Genomic DNA, 21,952 nt, shown 5'->3' with positions numbered 1-21,952 from the left:
GCAGGCGTTCAGCGTTTGGCAGAACGTGTCCGCCACCATTGTCTGCGGCGGTCTGCCGCCTCGTTTTCCGCTTGTTCGTCAATGCTGAGCCAAGCGGTATCGTAATTGGCGAGACGGAGTTTCCATGAGTATTCATGGTGCAGCCCGTCGCGCAGAATGTGTATGCTGACGGTTTCGCCGCCGCTGCCGCGCATGAGGCGCCGCCATAGATTCGCCGCATTCGCCTGTTCGCCGCAGACGGCAATAATTTCGTCATTAGCGGCGATGCCTGCTTTTGCCGCCGGGCTGTCGGGGTCATTGAGGCGGACGTAGAATTTGCCTTGCTGTTCTTGCCAGCGGATGCCCGCTTCCGTGACGGCGGTCAGCTGATGATTGCCGATGGCGTTCGCTTCTTGCGGCGGCGCGTAGTATTTCAGGCGTAATCCGAAGGTTTCGGCGGCAAATTCCAAGGGCAGGTAGTCGCATTCATGTATGAGACGGCGGATGAAGTCCGCAAATTCCGCCTGCCGCTCGGGCGGCAATCGGCTTTGTGCGTGGCGGATAAAGTCCGCTTCGTCAATGCCTTGTGCGCGGTATGCCGCCTGTTGCCAGATTTCGGCAAGGCGCTGGTCGAGTCCTTGCCGATCCAAGCTGTAGCGGTGCAGATAGGCGTCGATACACCATGCGGCAAGCGCGCCGTGTATGTAGTAGTTGGTGGAAATATTGGGGGCGTTTTCTCCGCCGTTGTAGAGTTTGGTCCACGATTCGAGGCTCGAGCGAGCAAGGGTCTGATAGTGTTGCCCTTGTCTTTGCAGATGGCGGCTGATGTCTTGGCTGAAAAGGCGCAGATATTGCGCTTTGTCGATGGTATTGGCGCGCAGCAGAATGAGGCTGTCGAAATAGGCGGTAAAGCCTTCAAAGAGCCAAAGCATGTCGCTGATGTGTTCGTGTTCAAGTTCATAGCCTTTGGCATAGGCTTTGGGGCGCAGAGATTTGACGTTCCAAGTATGGAAATATTCGTGTGAGAATAAATTAAGTAGCTGAATATAAGATTGTTTATTGCCATGACTAAAGGCTTCGCGGGAAGAAATGAGCAGGGTGCTGCGTTGGTGTTCCAGTCCGCCGTAGCCGTTTTCGGTTAAGAAGAGCAGAAAACTGTAAAACGGCACGTCTTCGGGCAATCCGCCGAATTGGGCGATGGTATTGCGGCAGATGTCGGCAATATCATTGTCGAGCAATTTCAGCGCGATATCGTCTTCTTGTCCGTGATGTCCGCAGACGGCAATTTCATGGCGGATACCGCCGGCTTCAAATTCGCAGCGCAGCAAATCGCGGGCGAACATCAGCGGCGTGTCGATGAGCGTTTGGTAATCGTCAAATTGCCATTGATTATCGGTACTGGCAATGGCGCCGGCGCTGTGCCAATCGCGGCGGCTTTCATCGGGCTGCCAGATGAGATGATGCTCAGCTTGTTCCGCACCGCGCACGGCAAGGCAGGCGCAGGCAGGGTTTATCATCGCGCGGACGTCGTCTAAATAGCAGCCGCGCACGGAATAATCGCGAGCATAGACCTCGTATTCCACCAGCCAGTCGCCCGCCTCGCCCTGCGCCGACCAAGCGGAAGGATTATCGAGCTGCCAAGCAACGGTTTTACCGTTGTTTTCTACTTTGAGGATATTGAGATAGCGCGAGAAATCGCGGCGCGTGTAGCTGCCGGGAATCCAAATCGGCAAATAGCATTGCAATTTTTCGCCGGCTGAGGCAATCTGCAAACGGATGCGCAGGCGGTGCGCGCTATGGGGCATGAGGCGGTAAATGAGTGCGGACATGAGGATTTCCAAATTGAAAGCTAAGCCGCTATTGTGCGGCTTGATTTTGCCGCTTTCAACCCCATCAAGGCGAGAGCGAAAACAGGACAGGTGAATAATGACGGAGCGGCAGGGCGAATACGGCGCCGATGTGGAATTGGCAAAACCGGAGATTGAAGAACCGCGTTTATACGAGGTGGTGCTACTCAATGATGATTACACGACGATGGAATTTGTGATTGAGGTATTGCAACGCTTCTTTAAAAAAAACGCGGAGGAAGCGGAGACGATTATGTTTGCCGTGCATGAAAAAGGCTCGGCGGTGGCGGCGATTTATCCGCTGGAGATTGCCGAAATGCGCAAAGAACAAGTGATTGATTATGCGCGGGCGCATGGGTATCCTTTGATGCTCACGCTGCGTTCGCATTAAGGAGGGATTTTATTATGTTATCTAATGCTTTAGAACAGGCGATTGACCGCGCTTACCGCAGCGCACAGAGTGCGCATCACGAATTTTTAACACTTGAGCATTTATTGCTTGCGCTCTTGGACGAGCAAAGCGTGATTGACGCCCTATTGAATTTGGGCGCGAATTTGAACGAATTGCGCGAGCAGTTGAATCAATATCTGGAAGAATATTGCCCGAAACTGGCGCAGGAAAGCAGCGAGGGCACCAAGCCGACGATGGTTTTCCAAAGAATGATTCAGCGCAGCGTATTGAATGCGCGCAATGCCGGCAAAGACGAAGTGTCTTGCCTGAATGCGGTGATTGCGATTATTAGCGAGCGCGACAGCTATGCCGCTTTCTTTTTGCGCAAGCAGGAAATTACACGCTTGGATTTGGCGACTTACGCCGCGCACGGCAGCGCGCGTGCCGCCGAACACAACAACGAAAACGAAGAAGATGGCAAGCAGGCGCCGCGTCAGTCCGCCGTGCAGGAATTTACCGTGAATTTGAATGAAAAAGCACGGCAGGGACGCATCGATCCCTTAATTGGGCGCGATAAAGAAATTGAGCGCACCATGCAAAGCCTGTGCAGACGACGCAAAAACAATCCCATCTTGGTGGGCGAAGCCGGCGTAGGCAAAACCGCGATTGCCGAAGGACTGGCAAAGGCGATTGTAGACGGCAAAGTACCTGAAATTCTGGCGGATGCCACCGTATTCAGCCTAGACATCGGAAATTTGATTGCCGGCACCAAATACCGCGGCGATTTTGAAAACCGCATCAAAGCCTTATTGAAAGAATTGGCGCAAATTAAGAATGCCATTCTTTTCATTGACGAAATTCACACCATTATCGGTGCCGGCGCTACCAACGGCAGCACGATGGACGCTTCCAATCTCATCAAACCCGCCTTGGCAAACGGCGAATTGCGCTGCATCGGCGCGACCACCGACCAAGAATACCGACAAATTTTCGAGCAAGACCATGCCTTGGCGCGGCGTTTCCAAAAAGTCGATGTGGCGGAGCCGAGCTTGGGCGATGCGGTGGAAATCCTGCGCGGCTTGCGCAAGCGTTACGAAGATTTCCATGCGACGCAATATTTAGACGAAGCCCTTGATGCGGCGGTCAATCTGTCAGACCGCTACATCAATGACCGCCGCCTGCCCGATAAAGCCATCGATTTGATGGACGAGGCAGGAGCAAGATTGAAATTATTGCCGCAGGAAGAACGCGCCAATGCCATTGACGCCATCATGATTGAGCAATTGGTGGCATCGATTGCCAAAATTCCGGAAAAAAGCGTCTCTCAAGACGACCGCAATCTATTGCGTACCCTTGAGCGAGATTTGAAAACTGTCGTTGTCGGGCAAGACGAAGCGATTACCTCGCTGAGCAATGCGATTAAACTCAGCCGCGCAGGACTGCGGGATAAAGAAAAACCTATCGGCAGCTTCTTATTCACCGGCCCGACAGGTGTGGGGAAAACCGAAGTCTGCCGCCAATTGGCGCATGTATTGGGGATAAAATTGCTGCGCTTTGATATGAGCGAATATATGGAAGCGCATACCGTATCGCGCCTAATCGGCGCGCCGCCGGGCTATGTTGGCTATGAAAAAGCGGGACTGCTTACGGAAAAAATCCAGAAAAATCCTCATGCCGTGCTGCTCTTGGACGAAATCGAAAAAGCGCATCCCGATATTATGAATATTCTTTTGCAAATCATGGATCACGGCACGCTGACCGACGCCAACGGGCGCGAAGTGAATTGTCGCAATCTGATCATCATCATGACCAGCAACGTCGGCGCTTTTGAAATGGAGAAAAACCGCATCGGCTTCGGCAATACGGCGGATAGCAATTTGGCAAAAGGACGCTCGGAAGAAGCGATTAAACGCTATTTCACGCCCGAATTCCGCAATCGTCTGGATGCGATTATTCCCTTTGCGCCGCTGTCCAAACAAAGCATTGAGCATGTGGTGGATAAATTCATTATCGAATTGGAGCAGCAATTGGAAGACCGCCATATCAGCATCAGTCTCTCGCCCGAAGCGAAAAACTGGCTGGCGGAAAAAGGCTATGACCCCAAAATGGGCGCACGCCCGATGGCACGCCTCATTCAAAAGCATATCAAGCAAGCCTTGGCGGAAAAAATGCTCTTCGGCGAATTGGCGCAGCATGGCGGTCATGTGGAAGTCTTATTAAAAGACGGCGAATTACTGTTGGAAACCGAAATCAGCGGCGAATTTACCGACACTTCATTGCTCAATACCAATAGCGAACTGTATTAGAAAAGCATTTATGGTGTGATTCATAACAAAAACGAACGCTATATTTTAAATCTTAGATTAGGGTTCGTGCCTGATTAACACAAGTTATGACAAATTATATTGGGCATAAAATCCTAACTTACTAATTTATAAAGATGTAGGTCGGATGCAAGTATCCGACCTACAAGAGATTAATTTTGTCATGAATTGATTATATTTGCTGTTTAAACGCCGCTTCAGCGGCGTTCGACTTGCACAGTCGCGAAAAAAGCATATAATGTTACACTGTTTCAAATAAAGGAGCTCAACATGCAAGTATTATCTTCACTGAAATCGGCTAAAATACGCAGCCGCGATTGCCAAATCGTACGTCGCCGCGGCAAAATCTTCGTGATTTGCAAATCTAATCCGCGTTTTAAAGCGCGTCAGCGTTAAACGCCGAAACAGGAAAGCAGCCAAAGGGCTGCTTTTTTTATGCTTGAATTTACTATCAGAACTTATAGTCAATTCATAGTAAAATTAATTATTTTTCAATCGGGTAGGTCGGATACTTGTATCCGACATGACTTAAAATATAGTCGATTCAACCCGAAGCCAAACATATGATAAAATCTATCCCACCATCATTTGATAGGCTACACCCACAATGGCATACCCAATCGAACTGAAACAAAAAGCTTTAGCCTACCTAGACCAAATCGGCAACATCAGCAAAGTCTGTGTTGCCTATGGCATTTCTCGCAACACCCTATATGAATGGATTAAAAAACAGAAACAAGGAGATCTGTCCTGTAAAAGCGGCGGCAGCCGCGGGATAAAGCTGGATAGAGCGCAACTTAAAGCTTTTGTCGAACAAAATCCGGACCTATATCTACACGAGATAGCCCAACATTTCGGCTGTGCCAAAACAACCGTATTTTATGCCCTGCAATCGCTCAACATGAGTCTTAAAAAAAGACAAGCACCTATAAAGAGCAAAGCTGGGAAAAAATCAAAGACTACCAAAACACACTAAGCAGGCTGCTATCAACTCAAGATAGCGAGCTTGTTTATATCGATGAGACAGGCATTGATACTTATCTGTATCGAACGCATGCAAGAAGCCTAAAAGGACAAAAGGTATTTGATAAAGTGAGCGGCAAACGCTATCAAAGAATATCGCTTGTGGCGGGACAAATCGGCAACAAAGCTAAAGATCTGATTGCCCCTCTTATCTACAAGGACACCATCATAAGCAAATTATTTGAAACCTGGTTTGAACAAATGCTCTTACCTTGCTTAGACGAACACAGCGAACAGATAGGGAAGCCTTGTATCATCATTTTAGACAATGCAAGGTTTCATAGAATGAAGAAATTAACAGAGCTTGCTAATCAGACTAAACACAAGCACGTCATCTTAGCGCTACCGCCTTACTCTCCGGAGTTAAATCCCATTGAAAAGACGTGGGCTAATATCAAACAATGGTTGAGAAGCCATTTGTCAGAGTTTGAGACGGTAGAGAATGGATTGTCGTACTATTTTGGTTTGAATTGACTATAAATAAGTTTGCAAGATTTCATGTTCCATTGCTCTAGCATATTCTGTTCTGCTAGTACTTGGTGAAGTGCATCAGAAAAAAAGAAAGAACCTCGAAATGTACGGTCATGCCATACGTCAACATCACAATCAAGAGCGAATAAATTTTGAATTTGTGTCCCATAAGTTTCAAATACATTAACAGGAATAATGTGGTGAGCTTGTTGTGTCATAAAAATTTCTCCAAATAATTAAAAAATCAAACCAATTTACAAGTGTGCATATCCCAATATTTATCAAAGCCTGCTTGTTTCATCGCTTGATAGAGGTCATCAGACATAAAAATTGACCTTAATAACTTAGGGTCATGCCATAAATCTACGCTACAATCTAAAGCAAGCTTAGAAAGCTGATATTGGTCATCTCTAAAAAACTGTCCTGAAAAGCCAAATTTATCTTTGGCTATAGGCACTCGACTTAAACTGCTATCAGGCTGTTCTTCTGTAACATACTCATGTCTTTCATAAATATTTAGAAAATAGAAAACTTCATCTGTTACTCGTCCACCTGTTGATAACGCATAAATTTGTACAGGGGTTAAGAGATTTTCACCCATCTTAAATTGCTGTAAAATATCCGCACAGGCTTTTCTAAATAAAAAACCACCATTATCTATAAAAAACATTGGTTCTGAATCGACAGGAAGCTTACTGTTAGTATCTTCTATCCAAATACAATCAGGCGTTATCTTGCTTTGGGCAAAAAAATTACTAGTATTTGAAAGTTTTAAAGATAGAGCAAAATAATCTTCTTTTTTTTTCAATAATTCTGAATTTTCTGTTTGTTCATAACCTCGATAGATATTTCTATATTTTTGATATTCAAATTCCTTTGAATTAACAGAGGCTTCCATATCGTACTGCTTAACCATTTCGTAATTTTTATCAGCAACCCAAACATTTTTACCATTACTCATCTCAATTCTCCTCACACAATCGCAACTTTCAAAGAAAATTCATTTATAACGTAGCCGACAAAGACAGCTTCAGGAATAATGTGATGAACTTGCTGAATACCCATAAAAATTCTCCAGAATTAACAAAATAAATTAAACTAAGTTGCAGGTTTGCATATTCCAGTAACGCCAAACATTTGGCTCAAGACACTTGATCAACTCTGACTCTACTAACACTTGATGCAAGTTTTCAGACATAAATATTTTTCCTAAAAAGCTAGGGTCATACCATATATCCACGTCACACTCCAAGGCTGATTCAGAAACATCAAGTTTTCTATCTTTATTAACATAGCCTGTATATACCAGTTTATTTTCTCCGCTGGTCATAGCTTTAAGACCATTATCAGGTTGAGAAAAGCAGACATATTCACGTTGTTCACATAAATTTAGAACATAAAAAGTCTCATTTGACCATTGTTCACCAGTTTCTATGATATAAATTTTTACAGGAATTAAGGTGGTCTGTCCTAGTCGGAATTGATTAAAAATAGTGGCGACTTCTTCTCTAAAGATGATTCCATTACTGCTAATTCTAAATATCAGGTCTTTCTCTTTAGGAGAATCATTCTCATGATTTGATATCCATAAACTATCAGGTAATACTTCAAGTTTTCTAAAGTCATGATTAGCTTTTTCGAAGTAAAATTCGTGAGTGCTAAGTTCTTCAACTTTCTGAACCAACTCCGAACTAGCCCTGTTTTTACGACGTGCAATTTCAGCTTTGTAATAAGCAGGATAGTCAAATAATCCAGGTATATTTACCCCAATAGAATAATGCTCAATATTGGAATATTCACCGTAATATACATTCTTCTCATTACTCATCTCAACGCTCCTCACACAATCGCAATTTTTAAAGAAAACTCACACGGAGCATATACACTCTTAGACCGACTAATCTGCCACTTCTGCTCCGCACTAAATCCCACCGTTTCACCATATTTTAACACCACATCTGACCCAATAATATACGCACACATACTCGTCAAAGATGTATGTAACGTCCGAATATCGACCTTGCTATTTAAAATCGAGGAAATTGTTTAAAGCGGTTGCATCAAATCCATCACCATTGTTGATGGTGGGATACCTTTTGTTAAAGCCTCTTTTAAGCCAGCTTGTAAATCTAGCACCATTAACTTTTTATCAACATCGTTGATACTCTTATTATCAGGGTCAAAAATCTCTGCAAGTCGAGTCTTTACAACTGTATCGTAAGCAGGATGACTGCCAGAGTGAGATGTCGCTCCAATGGGAATATCACCAAATAAATTAGGATTTTCTGCTAGTAAATTACCAACTTTACTTGCATCACTATCTTGTGGGTGCAAATGGATGAAATTGCTACCTATTTGTTGAAATTCTCTGCCATTTTCTAAATCAAAAACTCTTGCAATATCTTCAGCATAAGTATCGAAAACATTTTTTGGGATAATATGATGAACTTGCTGAATACCCATAAAAATTCTCCTAAAATCAATGAACTAGTATAAAATTTAAACTAAAGTGCAAATATTCATAAACCAAACAGATATACCATCTCTAGCTTTCACTAAATTTGCATCAAGTAAAGCATGATATAGCTCATCAGACATAAAAATACTGCTTAGATATCTGGGGTCATGCCATATATCTACATCACAATCAAGGGCAGATTTAGAAACTTCTAATAATTCACTATTTTTGACAGAACCTGTAAATACCAGTTTGTCTTTTTCTGTAATCATCGTTTTAAGACTATTATTAGGCTGTGACATACAGACATATTCACGCTGTTCGCATAGGTTAAAAAAATAAAAAGTTTCATCTGACCATAATTCACCAGTTTCTATGATATGAATTTTTACAGGAGTCAATGTGGTTTGACCAAGTCGTAATTGATTAAAAATATTGACAACGTTTTCTCGAAAAACAATACCACCATTAATAATACTAAAGACATTATCTGAATCTTTTGGAACTTCTAAATTATCATTAGACACCCATAAGCTATCAGGTAATACTTCTAGCTTTTTAAATTTTTGGTTAGCTATCGCATAGTCATAGGCGTGAGCATTAAGTTCTTTGACTTTTTGAGACAATTCTGGGTTATTCCTGTCTTTACGCCGCGCTATTTCAGCTTTGTAATAAGCAGGATAGTCAATTAATCTAGGTATACTTGTTCCTATAGAACAATGTCCAATATTGCCATACTTGCCGTAATATACTTTTTGCTCATTATTCATCTCAACACTCCTCACGCAATCGCAATTTTTAAAGAAAACTCACACGGAGCATACACACTCTTCGACCGACTAATCTGCCACTTCTGCTCCGCACTAAATCCCACCGTTTCACCATATTTTAACACCACATCTGACCCAATAATATACGCACACATACTCGTCAAAGATGTATGTAACGTCCGCATATCCACCTTGCTATTTAAAATCTCCATCTCATCCTTGCCGAACTTCGGCATACCTGACGTATAAAGCTGATTTCCCTGCTCCGTCTGCCCCATCCCTACAAACACCCAAATCATGATAGGTAACTCACTATTTGGCAGATACTGCAACGCCACCTTGCGATAAAACTCCGCACTATAGTCGATTCAACCCGAAGCCAAACATATGATAAAATCTATCCCACCATCATTTGATAGGCTACACCCACAATGGCATACCCAATCGAACTGAAACAAAAAGCTTTAGCCTACCTAGACCAAATCGGCAACATCAGCAAAGTCTGTGTTGCCTATGGCATTTCTCGCAACACCCTATATGAATGGATTAAAAAACAGAAACAAGGAGATCTGTCCTGTAAAAGCGGCGGCAGCCGCGGGATAAAGCTGGATAGAGCGCAACTTAAAGCTTTTGTCGAACAAAATCCGGACCTATATCTACACGAGATAGCCCAACATTTCGGCTGTGCCAAAACAACCGTATTTTATGCCCTGCAATCGCTCAACATGAGTCTTAAAAAAAGACAAGCACCTATAAAGAGCAAAGCTGGGAAAAAATCAAAGACTACCAAAACACACTAAGCAGGCTGCTATCAACTCAAGATAGCGAGCTTGTTTATATCGATGAGACAGGCATTGATACTTATCTGTATCGAACGCATGCAAGAAGCCTAAAAGGACAAAAGGTATTTGATAAAGTGAGCGGCAAACGCTATCAAAGAATATCGCTTGTGGCGGGACAAATCGGCAACAAAGCTAAAGATCTGATTGCCCCTCTTATCTACAAGGACACCATCATAAGCAAATTATTTGAAACCTGGTTTGAACAAATGCTCTTACCTTGCTTAGACGAACACAGCGAACAGATAGGGAAGCCTTGTATCATCATTTTAGACAATGCAAGGTTTCATAGAATGAAGAAATTAACAGAGCTTGCTAATCAGACTAAACACAAGCACGTCATCTTAGCGCTACCGCCTTACTCTCCGGAGTTAAATCCCATTGAAAAGACGTGGGCTAATATCAAACAATGGTTGAGAAGCCATTTGTCAGAGTTTGAGACGGTAGAGAATGGATTGTCGTACTATTTTGGTTTGAATTGACTATAAAAAAAAGCGGCGTTTGCCGCTTTTTTCATTTATTCAAACGATTATGGATAAGGTCTTCTACGACTTGCGGATCGGCGAGGGTGCTGGTGTCGCCAAGGCTGTCGATTTCATTGGCGGCGATTTTGCGCAGGATGCGGCGCATGATTTTGCCCGAGCGGGTTTTGGGCAATGCCGGCGCCCATTGGATGATGTCCAGTCCGAAAATCGGCCCAAGTTCGCGGCGCACGAATTTTACGAGTTCGTTTTTTAAGGCGTCGGAGGGGTCGGCATCGCTCATCAAGGTGACATAGGCGTAAATGCCTTGTCCTTTGATGTCATGTGGATAGCCTACGATTGCCGCTTCGGCTACGGTGGGATGCAGTACCAGCGCGCTTTCCACTTCGGCGGTGCCGATGCGGTGTCCCGAGACGTTCAGCACATCATCTACACGTCCGGTGATCCAATAGTAGCCGTCTTCGTCGCGTTTGGCGCCGTCGCCGGTGAAGTATTTGCCGGCAAAGGCACTGAGATAGGTTTGAATGAAGCGTTCGTGGTCGCCCCAGATGGTGCGCATCATGCCCGGCCAGTCTTGTTTGATGATTAAGAGTCCTTCCGCCGCGCCTTCGAGTTCATTGCCTTCATTGTCCACAATTGCGGGATTGACGCCAAAGAAGGGCAGGGCGGCGGAGCCGGGTTTGAGTGCGGTCGCGCCCGGTAGCGGCGTGATGAGGTGTCCGCCGGTTTCGGTCTGCCACCATGTATCGACGATTTGGCATTGTCCTTTGCCGACGATTTCATGATACCAATGCCATGCTTCGGGGTTGATGGGTTCGCCGACCGTGCCGAGGATGCGCAGGGTGCTGCGGTCGGTTTTTTCGACGAATTGATTGCCTTCGCGCATGAGGGCGCGGATGGCGGTGGGGGCGGTGTAAAAGAGGTTGACTTTATGTTCGTCCACTACCTGCCAGAGGCGCGAGGCGTCGGGATAGTTGGGTACGCCGCCGAAAATCAGCGATACCGCGCCGTTGGCAAGCGGACCGTAGACGCAATAGCTGTGTCCCGTTATCCAGCCGATATCGGCGGTGCACCAATAGATGTCGCCTTCGTGATAATCAAAGGTGTATTTAAAGGTTGTCGCCGCATAGAGCAGATAGCCGGCGGTGCTGTGGACGACGCCTTTGGGTTTGCCGGTCGAGCCGGAGGTGTAGAGAATAAAGAGCGGGTCTTCGGCATCCATCGGCTCGCAGGGGCAGTCTGCGGAGGCGTTTTTCATTTCTTCGTGATACCAAAAATCGCGTCCTTGCTGCCAGTAGATTTGTTCTTTATTGACTTGCACCACAATGACGGCGCTGACTTGCGGGCATTTTTTCAGCGCTTTATCGACATTGCGCTTCACATGGGTGAATTTGTCGCCGCGATAGCCGGCATCGGAGGTGACGACCACTTTGGCATCGGCGTCATTGATTCGATCCGCCAGCGCATCGGCGGAAAAGCCACCGAAAACCACGGAATGCACGGCGCCGATACGCGCGCAAGCCAGCATCGCCACCGCGGCTTCTTCAATCATCGGCAGATAGATGACTACGCGGTCGCCTTTTTCCACGCCGCGTGCTTTTAAAACATTGGCGAATTTGCAGATTTGCGTATGCAATTCGCGGTAGCTGACGCGGTAAGAGCGCCCGAGTTCATTATGCTCGAAGATAAAGGCGGTTTGGCGACCGCGTTCGTCGAGATGGCGATCCACACAGTTATAGCAGACATTCAGCTCCGCGCCTTCAAACCAGCGGATGCGTCCTGTCTGCAAATCGGAATTGTGGACGGTGTCCCAAGTTTTGTAAAAACTTAATAATTCATCGGCTTTTTCCGCCCAGAACTGCTCGGGATGACTGATGGATTGCGCATAGAGTTTTTCATAGGCGGCTTGGTCAAGATGCGCATGTTCGGCAACCGGCGCAGGCACGGGATAGACGGCTTGGATACGGCTCATGTGATGCTCCTCATGGTTATTGTGAATGTGTTGCAGCTGACTTGTTAAGTCAAAGCGAATTTACGTATTTATATCTATTCCTCATAAAAGCATTTAAGCACAACAAGTGGCTTTTGCAAAGAATTTCGTTAACAATCGAGTTTATTTGTTTTATCTCACTTTCAAACACAATACTTATCATCAATTCTCATAAGGAGATGTCGGGCAAAGAGGCTCTCGACCATCTGGCGGCGGCACGGGCAAGAATATGCTGCGGACTGTCGCTGCTGCGTAAGCCGCTGCAATCCTGATGCAAAAAAGCCAAAGCGGTGAGCAAATTCGCGCTCGCTTGTCGGTCGTCAATGGCGGCGGCATGGTTTTGTTTGCTGAGTTTGCGTCCTTGCGCGTCCAGCGCTAAGGGCAAATGCAGGGTTTGCGGCATGGGATAACCGAGCAGTTCTTGTAGAACACGCGAGATGCAGGTCGCGGCGAGCAAATCCGCCCCGCGCACGATATGGCTGATATTTTGCAGGGCGTCATCCACCACCACCGCAAGCGCGTAGGCGATGTCGCCGTCACGTCGTTTTAATACGGGATCGCCGATTTCTGTTGTTAAATCATAGCGGCATAAGCCGGCATGTAGGTCTGTAAAGCGGCAGAGTTGTGCGGGCAGGGCAAGGCGCAAGGTGCGCTGCGGCGGCATTTCGCCCAATCCGTTTTGGCGGCAGGTTTGCGGATAGACTTTGCCTAATGCGCCCATATGCGCTTGGGCTTGCCAGTCTTTGCGGTGGCAGTCGCAGAGATAAAGGTGGGGACGCAAGCGCCGTAAAGCCTGTTCATAATCTTGAAGATGCCGGCTTTGAATGCGAATGTCTTCATCGGATTGCAGTCCGTGGGCGGCAAGGCTGTGCAAGATACTCGTCTGATGCGCGGCTTTTGAGCGCTGGCTGTCCACATCCTCAATCCGAATCAGCCATGCGCCTTGATGATGTCGCGCATCCAAATAGCTGCCCAAGGCGGTGCAGAGCGAGCCGAAATGCAGGGGACCGCTAGGGGTGGGGGCAAAGCGTCCGCGGTAAGAAGAGGTGTTCATAAAATTTTTTAGCTTTTGTATGGATTAAATTATTTCAAAATATTTAACAGGGAAATATCACGTTTTTTATAAAAAGCATGACAGCTAGGTATCAAAAGAGTATTCTATTACCTAGAAGTAATTAAGCATAATCATCTATAGTTTCTTAAATCAAAACGAGAGGAATATGTGCACAATGGCAAGAGAAAGCAATGTGATATTGTCTTGTTTTGATTTAAGAAACTTTGTGTTTGGGCTTGGCTGCTTCCTTCTATTCAGTTGATTTTATAGCAATGGGAGTGCGTTTATATGTTTGATGATTTTTCGGTTTATGCCTCAATGATTCATGAAATCATACTCTACGGCGGATTTTTGTTCTTGCTGCTCATGCTCTATACGGGTAGCCGTTTTGGAGGAATCGGGCTCGGCGTGGTGTCGGGTATCGGTTTGCTGATAGAGGTCTTCATTTTTCGTATGCCGATCGGTAAAGCGCCTACAAATGTGATGTTGATTATTTTAGCTGTCGTCACCTGTGCGTCTATCTTGGAAGCGGCGGGCGGCTTGAAATATATGCTGCAAGTTGCCGAGCGTATTTTGCGTAAAAATCCGAAACGCGTCACGCTCTTAGGTCCGATGGTTACTTATGTGATGACTTTCCTCTTAGGCACGGGGCATTCCGTGTATTCCATCATGCCGATTATCGGCGACGTGGCCTTGAAGAATAATATCCGACCCGAGCGCCCGATGGCGGCAGCTTCCGTCGCTTCGCAATTGGCGATTACTTCCAGTCCTTTGTCTGCCGCGGTGGCGGAGTATTTGCTGCAGATTGCGAAAATTCCCGGCTATGAGCATATTTCCCTGCTTAACATCATCAGCGTGACCGTTCCTGCGACTTTCTTAGGCATGTTGGCTTTGTCTTTATACAGCATGTATCGCGGCAAAGAATTGGAGGATGATCCGGAGTATCAACGCCGTTTGCAAGATCCGATTTGGCGCGATCGCATTCTTAATACTACCAGCACCAGTTTGAATGACACATTGCCGGCAGGGGCGAAAAAAGCGGTGTATTTATTCCTTGGGGCTTTGTTGGCGATTGTCGTGGTGGCGATGGTGCCGGAAATCCGCACAATCGGCGAGGGAGAGAAAATAAAACCGATTTCCATGTCCTTGATTATTCAAATGATGATGTTGGCATTCGGCGGTATTATTCTGATTGCGACCAAAATCAATCCCCAAACCGTACCCAATGGCGTGGTGTTTAAATCGGGAATGGTGGCTTGTATTGCCATTTACGGTATTGCTTGGATGAGCGATACCTATTTCCAATTTGCTATGCCTGAATTTAAAGAGACGGTAACGGGTATGGTGAATACCTATCCTTGGACTTTTGCCTTCGCGCTGTTTGCCGTATCCGTAGTGATTAACAGCCAAGCGGCGACGGCGGTGATGATGTTGCCGGTGGGCATTCAGCTCGGTATTGAACCTAAGGTCTTAATCGGTTTGATTCCGGCGACTTATGCCTATTTCTTCATTCCGAATTATCCCTCGGACATTGCAACGGTCAATTTCGATGTAACGGGCACCACCAAAATCGGCAAATACTATTTCAACCACAGCTTTATGCTGCCGGGCTTGATTGGGGTGACGGTGGCTTGCTTGGTCGGTATGGCAATTGCCAAAGTTTTGATTTAATCAATTAAGCTGATATTTTTTTATCAACCCAATCAGGTAATTGATTGGGTTGTTTTTTTAGCCTTAACTAAGCAGTGTGAAAAATTTTTGTTGTATAGATGATACTTGAATTCGAAGTGTTTTTAATGATAAAAAATAGACATGCGATACTCGCATTTTCACATTTTTATCATTTAGGAGATTAACATGCGTAAAACCTTACTCAAAACCTCTTTGGCAGTTGCTTGTTCGGCAATGGCGGCGACTTCAATCGCAGAATCTTTCGTCACTATCGGCACCGGCGGTCAAACAGGGGTCTATTATGTAGTAGGGCAATCTGTTTGCCGCTTGGTAAACCGTGATACCGCGACTACCGGCATCAAATGTAATAACCCTTCAACCGGCGGCTCGGTGGATAATCTGAATGCGATTGCTGCCGGCGAACGCCAGATGGGCACCGTACAATCAGACAGCGAATTTCGCGCCTATCGCGGTTTGGGCGAGTTTGAAGGTAAGAAAATTGAAAAATTGCGCACCATGTTCTCGATTTATCCGGAAGCCTTTACCGTGGTGGCGCGTGCAGATACCGGCGTGAAAACCTTTGACGATTTGAAAGGCAAGCGTGTGAATATCGGTAATCCGGGTTCCGGCACGCGTACCACGATGGAAGCTCTGATGAAAGAAAAAGGTTGGACGACCGCCGATTTCGCCGTGGCGGCAGAATTAAAACCTGCGGAAATGGCTTCGGCGCTTTGCGATAACAATCTGGACGTCATTGCTTATACCGTCGGTAATCCCTCAGGCGCGATTAAAGAAGCCGCCGCTTCTTGTGCTTCTACCTTGGTAACGGTCAGCGGTCCGGAAGTGGATAAACTCTTAGCCGATAACTCTTATTTCGCTAAAGTAACTATCCCCGGCGGCACTTATGACGGCAGCCCGAACGATACCGATACTTTAGGCGTGATGGCTTTGTTAGTCACTTCAAGCGATGTGCCGGATGAAGCCGTTTATCAAGTGACTAAAGCGGTATTTGATAATTTCGAGCGTTTCCAAAAACTGCATCCGGCTTTTGAAAACAGCACGCCTGAAAAAATGGTGACCGAAGGCATTTCTGCACCGTTAGCGGAAGGTTCGAAAAAATATTTTATGGAAAAAGGCTGGATTAAATAATCTAGCGCCGATTTAATGATACAGCCGCCTCGCTTTGGTGAAGGCGGCTGTTTCTTACAAATAAAATAAGAAGGGAAATATGACAGAAAAAGCCTTAGCAAGTTCTGAAGATTTGGAAGATCTTGTTGCCTCGAATGACACGGGCGGACGTCTGCCTAATAAAAAAGCGGTGCGCCGTTTGATATTTTGGGTGGCGGTTGCTTGGTCTTTGTTCCAAATTTACTATGCCTCGCGTCTGCCCTATGAATTTCAAAATTTATTGAATTCCATCGGATTGAATACTTGGAATGTAGTGGTGGATGATACGCGGGCGCGTTCTATCCATTTGGCATTTGCGCTTTTTTTGGCTTTTCTCTCTTATCCTGCCTTTAGAAATTCTCCGCGTCATTATGTGCCTTGGCAAGATTGGCTGCTCGCCTTCGGCGGCGCTTTTTTAGCCATGTATTACATTTTCTTTTATCAAGACTTGATTCAGCGCGTCGGCGCGCCGGTTACGCAAGACATCATTGCCGGTTGTCTGGGTATTTTAATTTTATTAGAAGCGACACGTCGCAGTCTGGGTCTGCCGCTGGTGATTATTGCAGGCGGATTTTTACTGTATAACTATGTGGGACAATTTTTCCCGATTGCTTGGATGGTCTCGCATCGCAGCGGCTCTCTGAGTCAAATGATTAATCAGCAATGGATTACCACCGAAGGGGTATTCGGCGTGGCTTTGGGCGTTTCGACCAAATACGTGTTCTTATTTGTCTTATTCGGCGCCTTATTGGATAAGGCAGGTGCAGGTAATTATTTCATCAAAACCGCCTTTGCTTATTTGGGGCATTTTCGCGGCGGACCGGCAAAAGCGGCGGTAGTCGCCTCTGGTTTGACGGGCATCATTTCCGGTTCTTCCATTGCCAATGTGGTCACCACCGGTACTTTTACCGTGCCGATGATGAAACGCGTCGGGTTTTCAAAAGAAAAAGCGGGGGCGGTGGAAGTCGCCTCGTCTATTAACGGACAAATCATGCCGCCGGTAATGGGCGCAGCGGCGTTTTTGATGATCGAATACGTCAATATGCCGTATAGTCAGTTGATTAAACACGCATTCTTGCCGGCAGTAATTTCCTATATCGCCTTGGTCTATATCGTGCATTTGGAAGCCTGCAAGCAGAATATGCAGGGTTTACCGCGCACCGACCCGCCTAATCCGCTTTTGATTAGCCTGATGCGTTTAATCAGTATGGTCAGTGTGACGGTTATGTTGGCATTTGCGGTCTATTACGGCATGGGTTGGCTGAAAAAACTCACGCCTGATTTTGCTTTCCCGATTTTATGTCTCATCTTATTCTCCGCCTATGTGCTTTTGGTGCGGCGAGTGGCACAATTCCCTGATTTAGTACCGGATAATCCTAATGATCCAGTGGTGAAACTGCCTTCTGTCAAGCCGACCGTCAATGCCGGTTTGCATTTCTTAATACCGGTGGTGATTTTGATTTGGTGCTTGATGGTAGAAAAATTATCTCCCGGCCTATCTGCTTATTACGGCACGATTGCCCTGATTTTTATCCAATTGACTCAGCGCCCTTTACTGAATTTCTTCCGCAAAACAGGGCATATCAAAGCCGCCTTTAAGCAAGGTTGGCAGGATGTATTAGACGGTTTGGAAACCGGCGCACGCAATATGATCGGTATCGGCATTGCCACGGCAACCGCAGGAATTATCGTGGGTGTAGTGGCTTTAACGGGCTTCGGCTCGCAGCTGTCGAATATTATTGAAGTATTGTCGATGGGCAATATTATTTTAATGCTGCTCTTGGTTGCCGTGTTCAGCCTGATTCTGGGCATGGGTTTGCCGACGACGGCAAACTATATCGTGGTCTCCTCTTTAATGGCGGTGGTGATTGTAGAAGTCGGGCGGCAAAACGGTTTGGTGGTGCCGCTGATTGCCGTGCATTTGTTTGTCTTTTATTTCGGCATCATGGCGGATGTGACCCCGCCGGTCGGTTTGGCAAGCTTTGCCGCAGCAGCGATTTCCGGCGGCGATCCGATTAAAACGGGCTTGGTTGCGTTTTGGTACAGTATGCGTACCGCTTTGCTGCCTTTCCTGTTTATTTTCAATACCGATTTGCTCTTATTGAATGTCGGCTTTATGCAGGGTGTGATGATATTTATTGTTGCCACGATTGCCATGTTGGCATTTACCGCCGCCAGTATGGGTTGGTTCTTGAGAAAAAATAACTGCTTGGATACCCTCTTGCTCTTATTGGTCACGGCGATTTTATTCCGCCCGGGATTCTTTATGAATTATATTTCGCCGAGCACACGCGATATTGCACCCGAGCAATTGGTCAGCGAGATTATGACGGTGCCGGTCGGATCGGATATGGAATTTTATGTCGGCGGTATGAATGAATATGGGCGTCCGATTACTTTTTATGCACATGTGCCGGTAGGAGAGGGCGATAACGGCGAAGAACGCCTGCAAAATATGGGCTTGACGATTATCGATACCGGCGAAGAAGAAGAGATTGACGGCGAAATGCGTCGTAAATTCCTCATTGACGATGTGGCCTTGGATTCTACTGCAAAAGCCGCAGGTTTGGATTGGGATCAAACGCTGATTTCTCTCAAAGTACCGGTGGCAGACAGTTTGTCGCGCTATTGGATGTATATCGTCGGTCTGGCATTATTGGCTCTGGCTGCATTCATGCAATTGAAAAGACGTGAAAAATCGCCCGATATTGCTTCTTCTTAAACTTGTGAGGTTCATATGTATCAGAAAATTTTTGTGGCGGTGGATTTGGAACATGAGGCTTCTGCCAAAAAGAGCATTCATGCTGCGCGGCAATTAGGCGGCGAGAGCGCACAATATATTATTGCCAGCGTTCTGCCTTTTAGCAGCAGTAGCATGGTCAGCAATTATTTGCCGAAAGATTATCGCAAACGTGTCAAAGACGAAGTACATGCCCGTTTGGACGAATTGGTAATGACCTTTCAATGGCAGGATAACGTCAAAACCGAGATTTACAGCGGTTCCATCTATGAAGAATTGACTGATGCGGCAAAAGCCTTACATTGCGATGTGCTGCTGATCGGTTCCGGTCGCAACGGACACGGATTGGGCGGCAATGCCCAACGCGTGGCGCAATTTTTCAATCAATCCGTTCTGATTGTGCGTTAAATTATTTTGATTATTGCTCGGTTTGGGCTAAAGTATGCGCTGTTGTAAAACAGCTTTGAAAAAAACTCTGATGAAGGAGACACTATGAAAAAGAAAATTTCTACCCTGCTGATTGCGGCTGCCGTGGTAAGCATGGCGCAAGCGCAAGAGGCTAGTACCCTTGCAGCTGACGAAGCGGCCATCGGCAGCAATGTGCAAAGTTTGCCGGTGCCGCAAGTCACTGCCGGACAATGCCAAGCCTTAGTGGTTGTGCCTGCGCAATTCGAACCGCGCTCAGAGCAAGTGGAAATCAAAGAAGCGGCGACAACGTTTGAAATCGTGCCGGCAGAATACGAGTGGACGGAAGAGCAAGTCATGGTCAAACCTGCGGGCGAAGAATTGAGAATCGTGCCGGCAACCTATAAAACCGTTACCAAAGAAATCGAAATCGAACCGGTTACCGTAGAAAAAACCGTTGTTCCACCGAAATACACCGAAGTCAGCGACGAAATCGAAGCGCGTCCGGCATATTTGACCGCGCATAATCAAGGCGGCAGCCGTACTTTCCAATCGGTAGGCGAGGCTTTGCGTTTGACTGAAGTGCCTGTGCAAAAAGAAAGCATCACGCGCCAAGTGGTGCAAGAGCCTGCGCGCGTAGAAGACAAAGAAATCGAAGCGAAATTTGAAACCATTGAAGTGCAAGAGCTGGACCAAGAAGCCACGGTCGAGCGCGTGCCTTTTGAAGCGGAATACAAAACCGTACGCGTGCGCAAACTCGTGAAAGAAGCCGAAGAGCGCGAAGTGGAAATTCCTGCCGAATACGCGGAACTGAAAGTGTTCGACAAAGTCGCCGATGCGCAAATGCGTTGGGAACAAGTACTGTGCTCGCATGAAGTGAATGAAAACACCATCCGCGCCGTGCAGGTCGCTTTGAATAAAGCCGGCTATAACACCGGTACGCCGGACGGCGCTTTAGGCCCTGCAACGATGAGCGCTTTGGAACGTTATCAGCGCGACAACAATTTAGCCACCGGCGGCGTGACCATGGAAACCATGCGTGCGCTGGGTGTGTCTAACTAATCTGTCCCTTAAGGACGAAGGAAGGCTTTAGCCTTCCTTTTTTGTTTTGAATTCAGGCTTGTTCGGCGCACAATGCGGATGTTGCACCGAACAGACGGCAAGGAAATCTAGATGAAATATACACTTTTGGCTCAAGACGGCAATGCGCGCCGCGGCTATCTTACTTTCCCCAATGGACAAGTGGTGCAAACTCCTGTGTTTATGCCCGTCGGTACTTTGGGTACGGTCAAGGGGCTTTCTGTTGAAGAATTGCATGGCATCGGCGCGGAAATTATTTTGGGCAATACCTTTCATTTAATGCTGCGCCCCGGTGAGGATATTGTGCAGGCGCACGGCGGTTTGCATCAGTTTATGAATTGGGACAAACCGATTTTGACTGATTCAGGCGGTTTCCAAGTCTTTTCATTGGCGAAAATCCGCAAAATCAGCGAAGAAGGCGTGCGTTTTCGTTCGCCGATTGACGGCAGCGAAGTCTTTTTAACGCCCGAGCGATCCATGCAGGTGCAGCGCGCGCTCAACAGCAATATTGTGATGCAGTTTGACGAATGCACGCCTTATCCCGCCACGCACATGGAAGCGGCGAATTCCATGCGCCTGTCTTTGCGCTGGGCGGCGCGTTCCAAAGCCGCACATGCCGGCAGTCCGAATCATTTGTTCGGCATCGTGCAAGGCGGCGTATATGAGGATTTGCGCCGCGAATCGGCACAGGCGCTGGCGGCTATGGATTTGCCCGGCTATGCCATCGGCGGCTTGGCGGTCGGCGAGCCCAAAGAAGCGCGGGAACAAACCCTAGACGTTACCATGCCTTTGATGCCTCAAAACAAACCGCGTTATTTGATGGGCGTAGGCAAGCCGGTGGATTTGGTGGAAGGCGTGCGCCGCGGTGTGGATATGTTTGACTGCGTCATGCCTTCGCGCAATGCCCGCAATGCCTATCTCTTTACGCGTTTCGGCGTCTTGAAATTGCGCAACAGCCGTTATAAAAACGATTTACGTCCGATAGAAGAGGGCTGCAATTGTTATACCTGCCGCCATTACAGCCGCGCATATCTGCATCATTTGGACAAATGCAATGAGATGCTTGGTGCGCGTTTAAACACCATTCACAATCTGCATTACTATGTGCATTTGATGCATGCGATGCGGGCGGCGATTGAGCAGCAGACTTTTGATGCTTTTGCGCGCGAATTTTACGCCTTACAAGCTGAGGGCGTAGCAGGGTATTAAGATATGTTATAGTCGAAGAATTGAAAAAGTATTACGGCGTTGGCTCACCTTG

The 21,952-nt window shown here is 46.7% G+C and carries 21 protein-coding genes; 11 read left to right on the top strand and 10 right to left on the bottom strand.

Features of this window, described 5'->3' with window-relative positions:
- Positions 1-8 precede the first annotated feature (8 nt).
- Positions 9-1,808: a M61 family metallopeptidase gene (locus DYC63_RS11225; protein ID WP_115219292.1), complete on the bottom strand. Its 1,800-nt coding sequence runs from the start codon at positions 1,806-1,808 to the stop codon at positions 9-11.
- A 97-nt stretch (positions 1,809-1,905) separates the two neighbouring features.
- Between DYC63_RS11225 and DYC63_RS11220 the strand changes: the two genes are divergently transcribed.
- The 4 genes from DYC63_RS11220 (at position 1,906) to DYC63_RS13845 (ending at position 6,038) form a co-directional block, all read left to right on the top strand.
- Entirely contained in the window at positions 1,906-2,217 is a 312-nt protein-coding gene (locus DYC63_RS11220) for an ATP-dependent Clp protease adaptor ClpS (RefSeq protein ID WP_115219291.1), read from the top strand.
- Between the two features lie 14 nt (positions 2,218-2,231).
- Entirely contained in the window at positions 2,232-4,523 is a 2,292-nt protein-coding gene (gene clpA, locus DYC63_RS11215; RefSeq protein WP_115219290.1) for an ATP-dependent Clp protease ATP-binding subunit ClpA, read from the top strand.
- 288 nt (positions 4,524-4,811) lie between these two features.
- Positions 4,812-4,937 (top strand): type B 50S ribosomal protein L36, encoded by a 126-nt coding sequence (ykgO, locus tag DYC63_RS11210; protein ID WP_115219289.1) that lies wholly within the window; start codon positions 4,812-4,814, stop codon positions 4,935-4,937.
- 211 nt (positions 4,938-5,148) lie between these two features.
- A protein-coding gene (locus DYC63_RS13845) for an IS630 family transposase (RefSeq protein ID WP_425452125.1) occupies positions 5,149-6,038 on the top strand; the annotation gives its coding sequence in 2 pieces (ribosomal slippage) (positions 5,149-5,464 and positions 5,464-6,038; 891 coding nt in all).
- Here DYC63_RS13845 and DYC63_RS11200 read toward each other — a convergent pair.
- From DYC63_RS11200 to DYC63_RS11170, 7 genes are all read right to left on the bottom strand, one after another.
- Entirely contained in the window at positions 6,020-6,253 is a 234-nt protein-coding gene (locus tag DYC63_RS11200) for a hypothetical protein (protein ID WP_115219288.1), read from the bottom strand. The two genes, DYC63_RS13845 and DYC63_RS11200, sit on opposite strands and share 19 nt — an antisense overlap.
- 26 nt (positions 6,254-6,279) lie before the next feature.
- Complete coding sequence (locus DYC63_RS11195) at positions 6,280-6,996, bottom strand: hypothetical protein (protein ID WP_115219287.1); 717 nt, start codon at positions 6,994-6,996, stop codon at positions 6,280-6,282.
- Between the two features lie 132 nt (positions 6,997-7,128).
- On the bottom strand, positions 7,129-7,863 hold the full coding sequence (locus tag DYC63_RS11190) for a hypothetical protein (protein WP_115219286.1): 735 nt from the start codon (positions 7,861-7,863) through the stop codon (positions 7,129-7,131).
- Positions 7,864-7,874: 11 nt separating this feature from the next.
- Positions 7,875-8,069, bottom strand: a complete 195-nt coding sequence (locus tag DYC63_RS13840) for a DUF4261 domain-containing protein (RefSeq protein WP_425452136.1) — start codon at positions 8,067-8,069, stop codon at positions 7,875-7,877.
- A 12-nt stretch (positions 8,070-8,081) separates the two neighbouring features.
- Positions 8,082-8,498, bottom strand: a complete 417-nt coding sequence (locus DYC63_RS11180; protein WP_115219284.1) for an AHH domain-containing protein — start codon at positions 8,496-8,498, stop codon at positions 8,082-8,084.
- A gap of 36 nt (positions 8,499-8,534) precedes the next feature.
- Positions 8,535-9,263: a hypothetical protein gene (locus tag DYC63_RS11175; protein ID WP_115219283.1), complete on the bottom strand. Its 729-nt coding sequence runs from the start codon at positions 9,261-9,263 to the stop codon at positions 8,535-8,537.
- An 11-nt stretch (positions 9,264-9,274) separates the two neighbouring features.
- Complete coding sequence (locus DYC63_RS11170) at positions 9,275-9,562, bottom strand: DUF4261 domain-containing protein (RefSeq protein ID WP_115219282.1); 288 nt, start codon at positions 9,560-9,562, stop codon at positions 9,275-9,277.
- Between the two features lie 132 nt (positions 9,563-9,694).
- Here DYC63_RS11170 and DYC63_RS13835 point away from each other — a divergent pair.
- A protein-coding gene (locus tag DYC63_RS13835) for an IS630 family transposase (protein ID WP_425452125.1) occupies positions 9,695-10,584 on the top strand; the annotation gives its coding sequence in 2 pieces (ribosomal slippage) (positions 9,695-10,010 and positions 10,010-10,584; 891 coding nt in all).
- Positions 10,585-10,615: 31 nt separating this feature from the next.
- Here the strand turns inward: DYC63_RS13835 and acs are convergent.
- Both acs and gluQRS read right to left on the bottom strand, forming a co-directional pair.
- Positions 10,616-12,556 carry an acetate--CoA ligase gene (gene acs / locus DYC63_RS11160; protein ID WP_115219281.1) on the bottom strand — a complete coding sequence of 647 codons (1,941 nt, stop codon included), beginning with the start codon at positions 12,554-12,556 and terminating at the stop codon, positions 10,616-10,618.
- Between the two features lie 187 nt (positions 12,557-12,743).
- Positions 12,744-13,628: a tRNA glutamyl-Q(34) synthetase GluQRS gene (gene gluQRS, locus DYC63_RS11155; protein WP_115219280.1), complete on the bottom strand. Its 885-nt coding sequence runs from the start codon at positions 13,626-13,628 to the stop codon at positions 12,744-12,746.
- A 333-nt stretch (positions 13,629-13,961) separates the two neighbouring features.
- Here gluQRS and DYC63_RS11150 point away from each other — a divergent pair, with 333 nt between their 5' ends.
- The 6 genes from DYC63_RS11150 (at position 13,962) to tgt (ending at position 21,900) form a co-directional block, all read left to right on the top strand.
- On the top strand, positions 13,962-15,299 hold the full coding sequence (locus DYC63_RS11150; RefSeq protein WP_115219527.1) for an anaerobic C4-dicarboxylate transporter: 1,338 nt from the start codon (positions 13,962-13,964) through the stop codon (positions 15,297-15,299).
- 186 nt (positions 15,300-15,485) lie between these two features.
- The gene (locus DYC63_RS11145; RefSeq protein ID WP_115219279.1) at positions 15,486-16,448 is read left to right on the top strand and encodes a TAXI family TRAP transporter solute-binding subunit; all 963 of its coding nucleotides are present in this window, start codon (positions 15,486-15,488) and stop codon (positions 16,446-16,448) included.
- 79 nt (positions 16,449-16,527) lie between these two features.
- Positions 16,528-19,188 (top strand): TRAP transporter permease, encoded by a 2,661-nt coding sequence (locus tag DYC63_RS11140; RefSeq protein ID WP_115219278.1) that lies wholly within the window; start codon positions 16,528-16,530, stop codon positions 19,186-19,188.
- Positions 19,189-19,203: 15 nt separating this feature from the next.
- Positions 19,204-19,614: a universal stress protein gene (locus tag DYC63_RS11135; RefSeq protein ID WP_115219277.1), complete on the top strand. Its 411-nt coding sequence runs from the start codon at positions 19,204-19,206 to the stop codon at positions 19,612-19,614.
- Between the two features lie 84 nt (positions 19,615-19,698).
- Complete coding sequence (locus DYC63_RS11130) at positions 19,699-20,673, top strand: peptidoglycan-binding domain-containing protein (protein WP_115219276.1); 975 nt, start codon at positions 19,699-19,701, stop codon at positions 20,671-20,673.
- A gap of 111 nt (positions 20,674-20,784) precedes the next feature.
- On the top strand, positions 20,785-21,900 hold the full coding sequence (gene tgt / locus DYC63_RS11125; RefSeq protein WP_115219275.1) for a tRNA guanosine(34) transglycosylase Tgt: 1,116 nt from the start codon (positions 20,785-20,787) through the stop codon (positions 21,898-21,900).
- Positions 21,901-21,952: the final 52 nt, after the last annotated feature.

The sequence above is a fragment of the Suttonella indologenes genome (assembly GCF_900460215.1).
Taxonomy (GTDB): domain Bacteria; phylum Pseudomonadota; class Gammaproteobacteria; order Cardiobacteriales; family Cardiobacteriaceae; genus Suttonella; species Suttonella indologenes.
The sequence above is the reverse complement of the archived record's forward strand: the minus strand, read 5'-3'. Positions and strand labels throughout refer to the sequence as shown.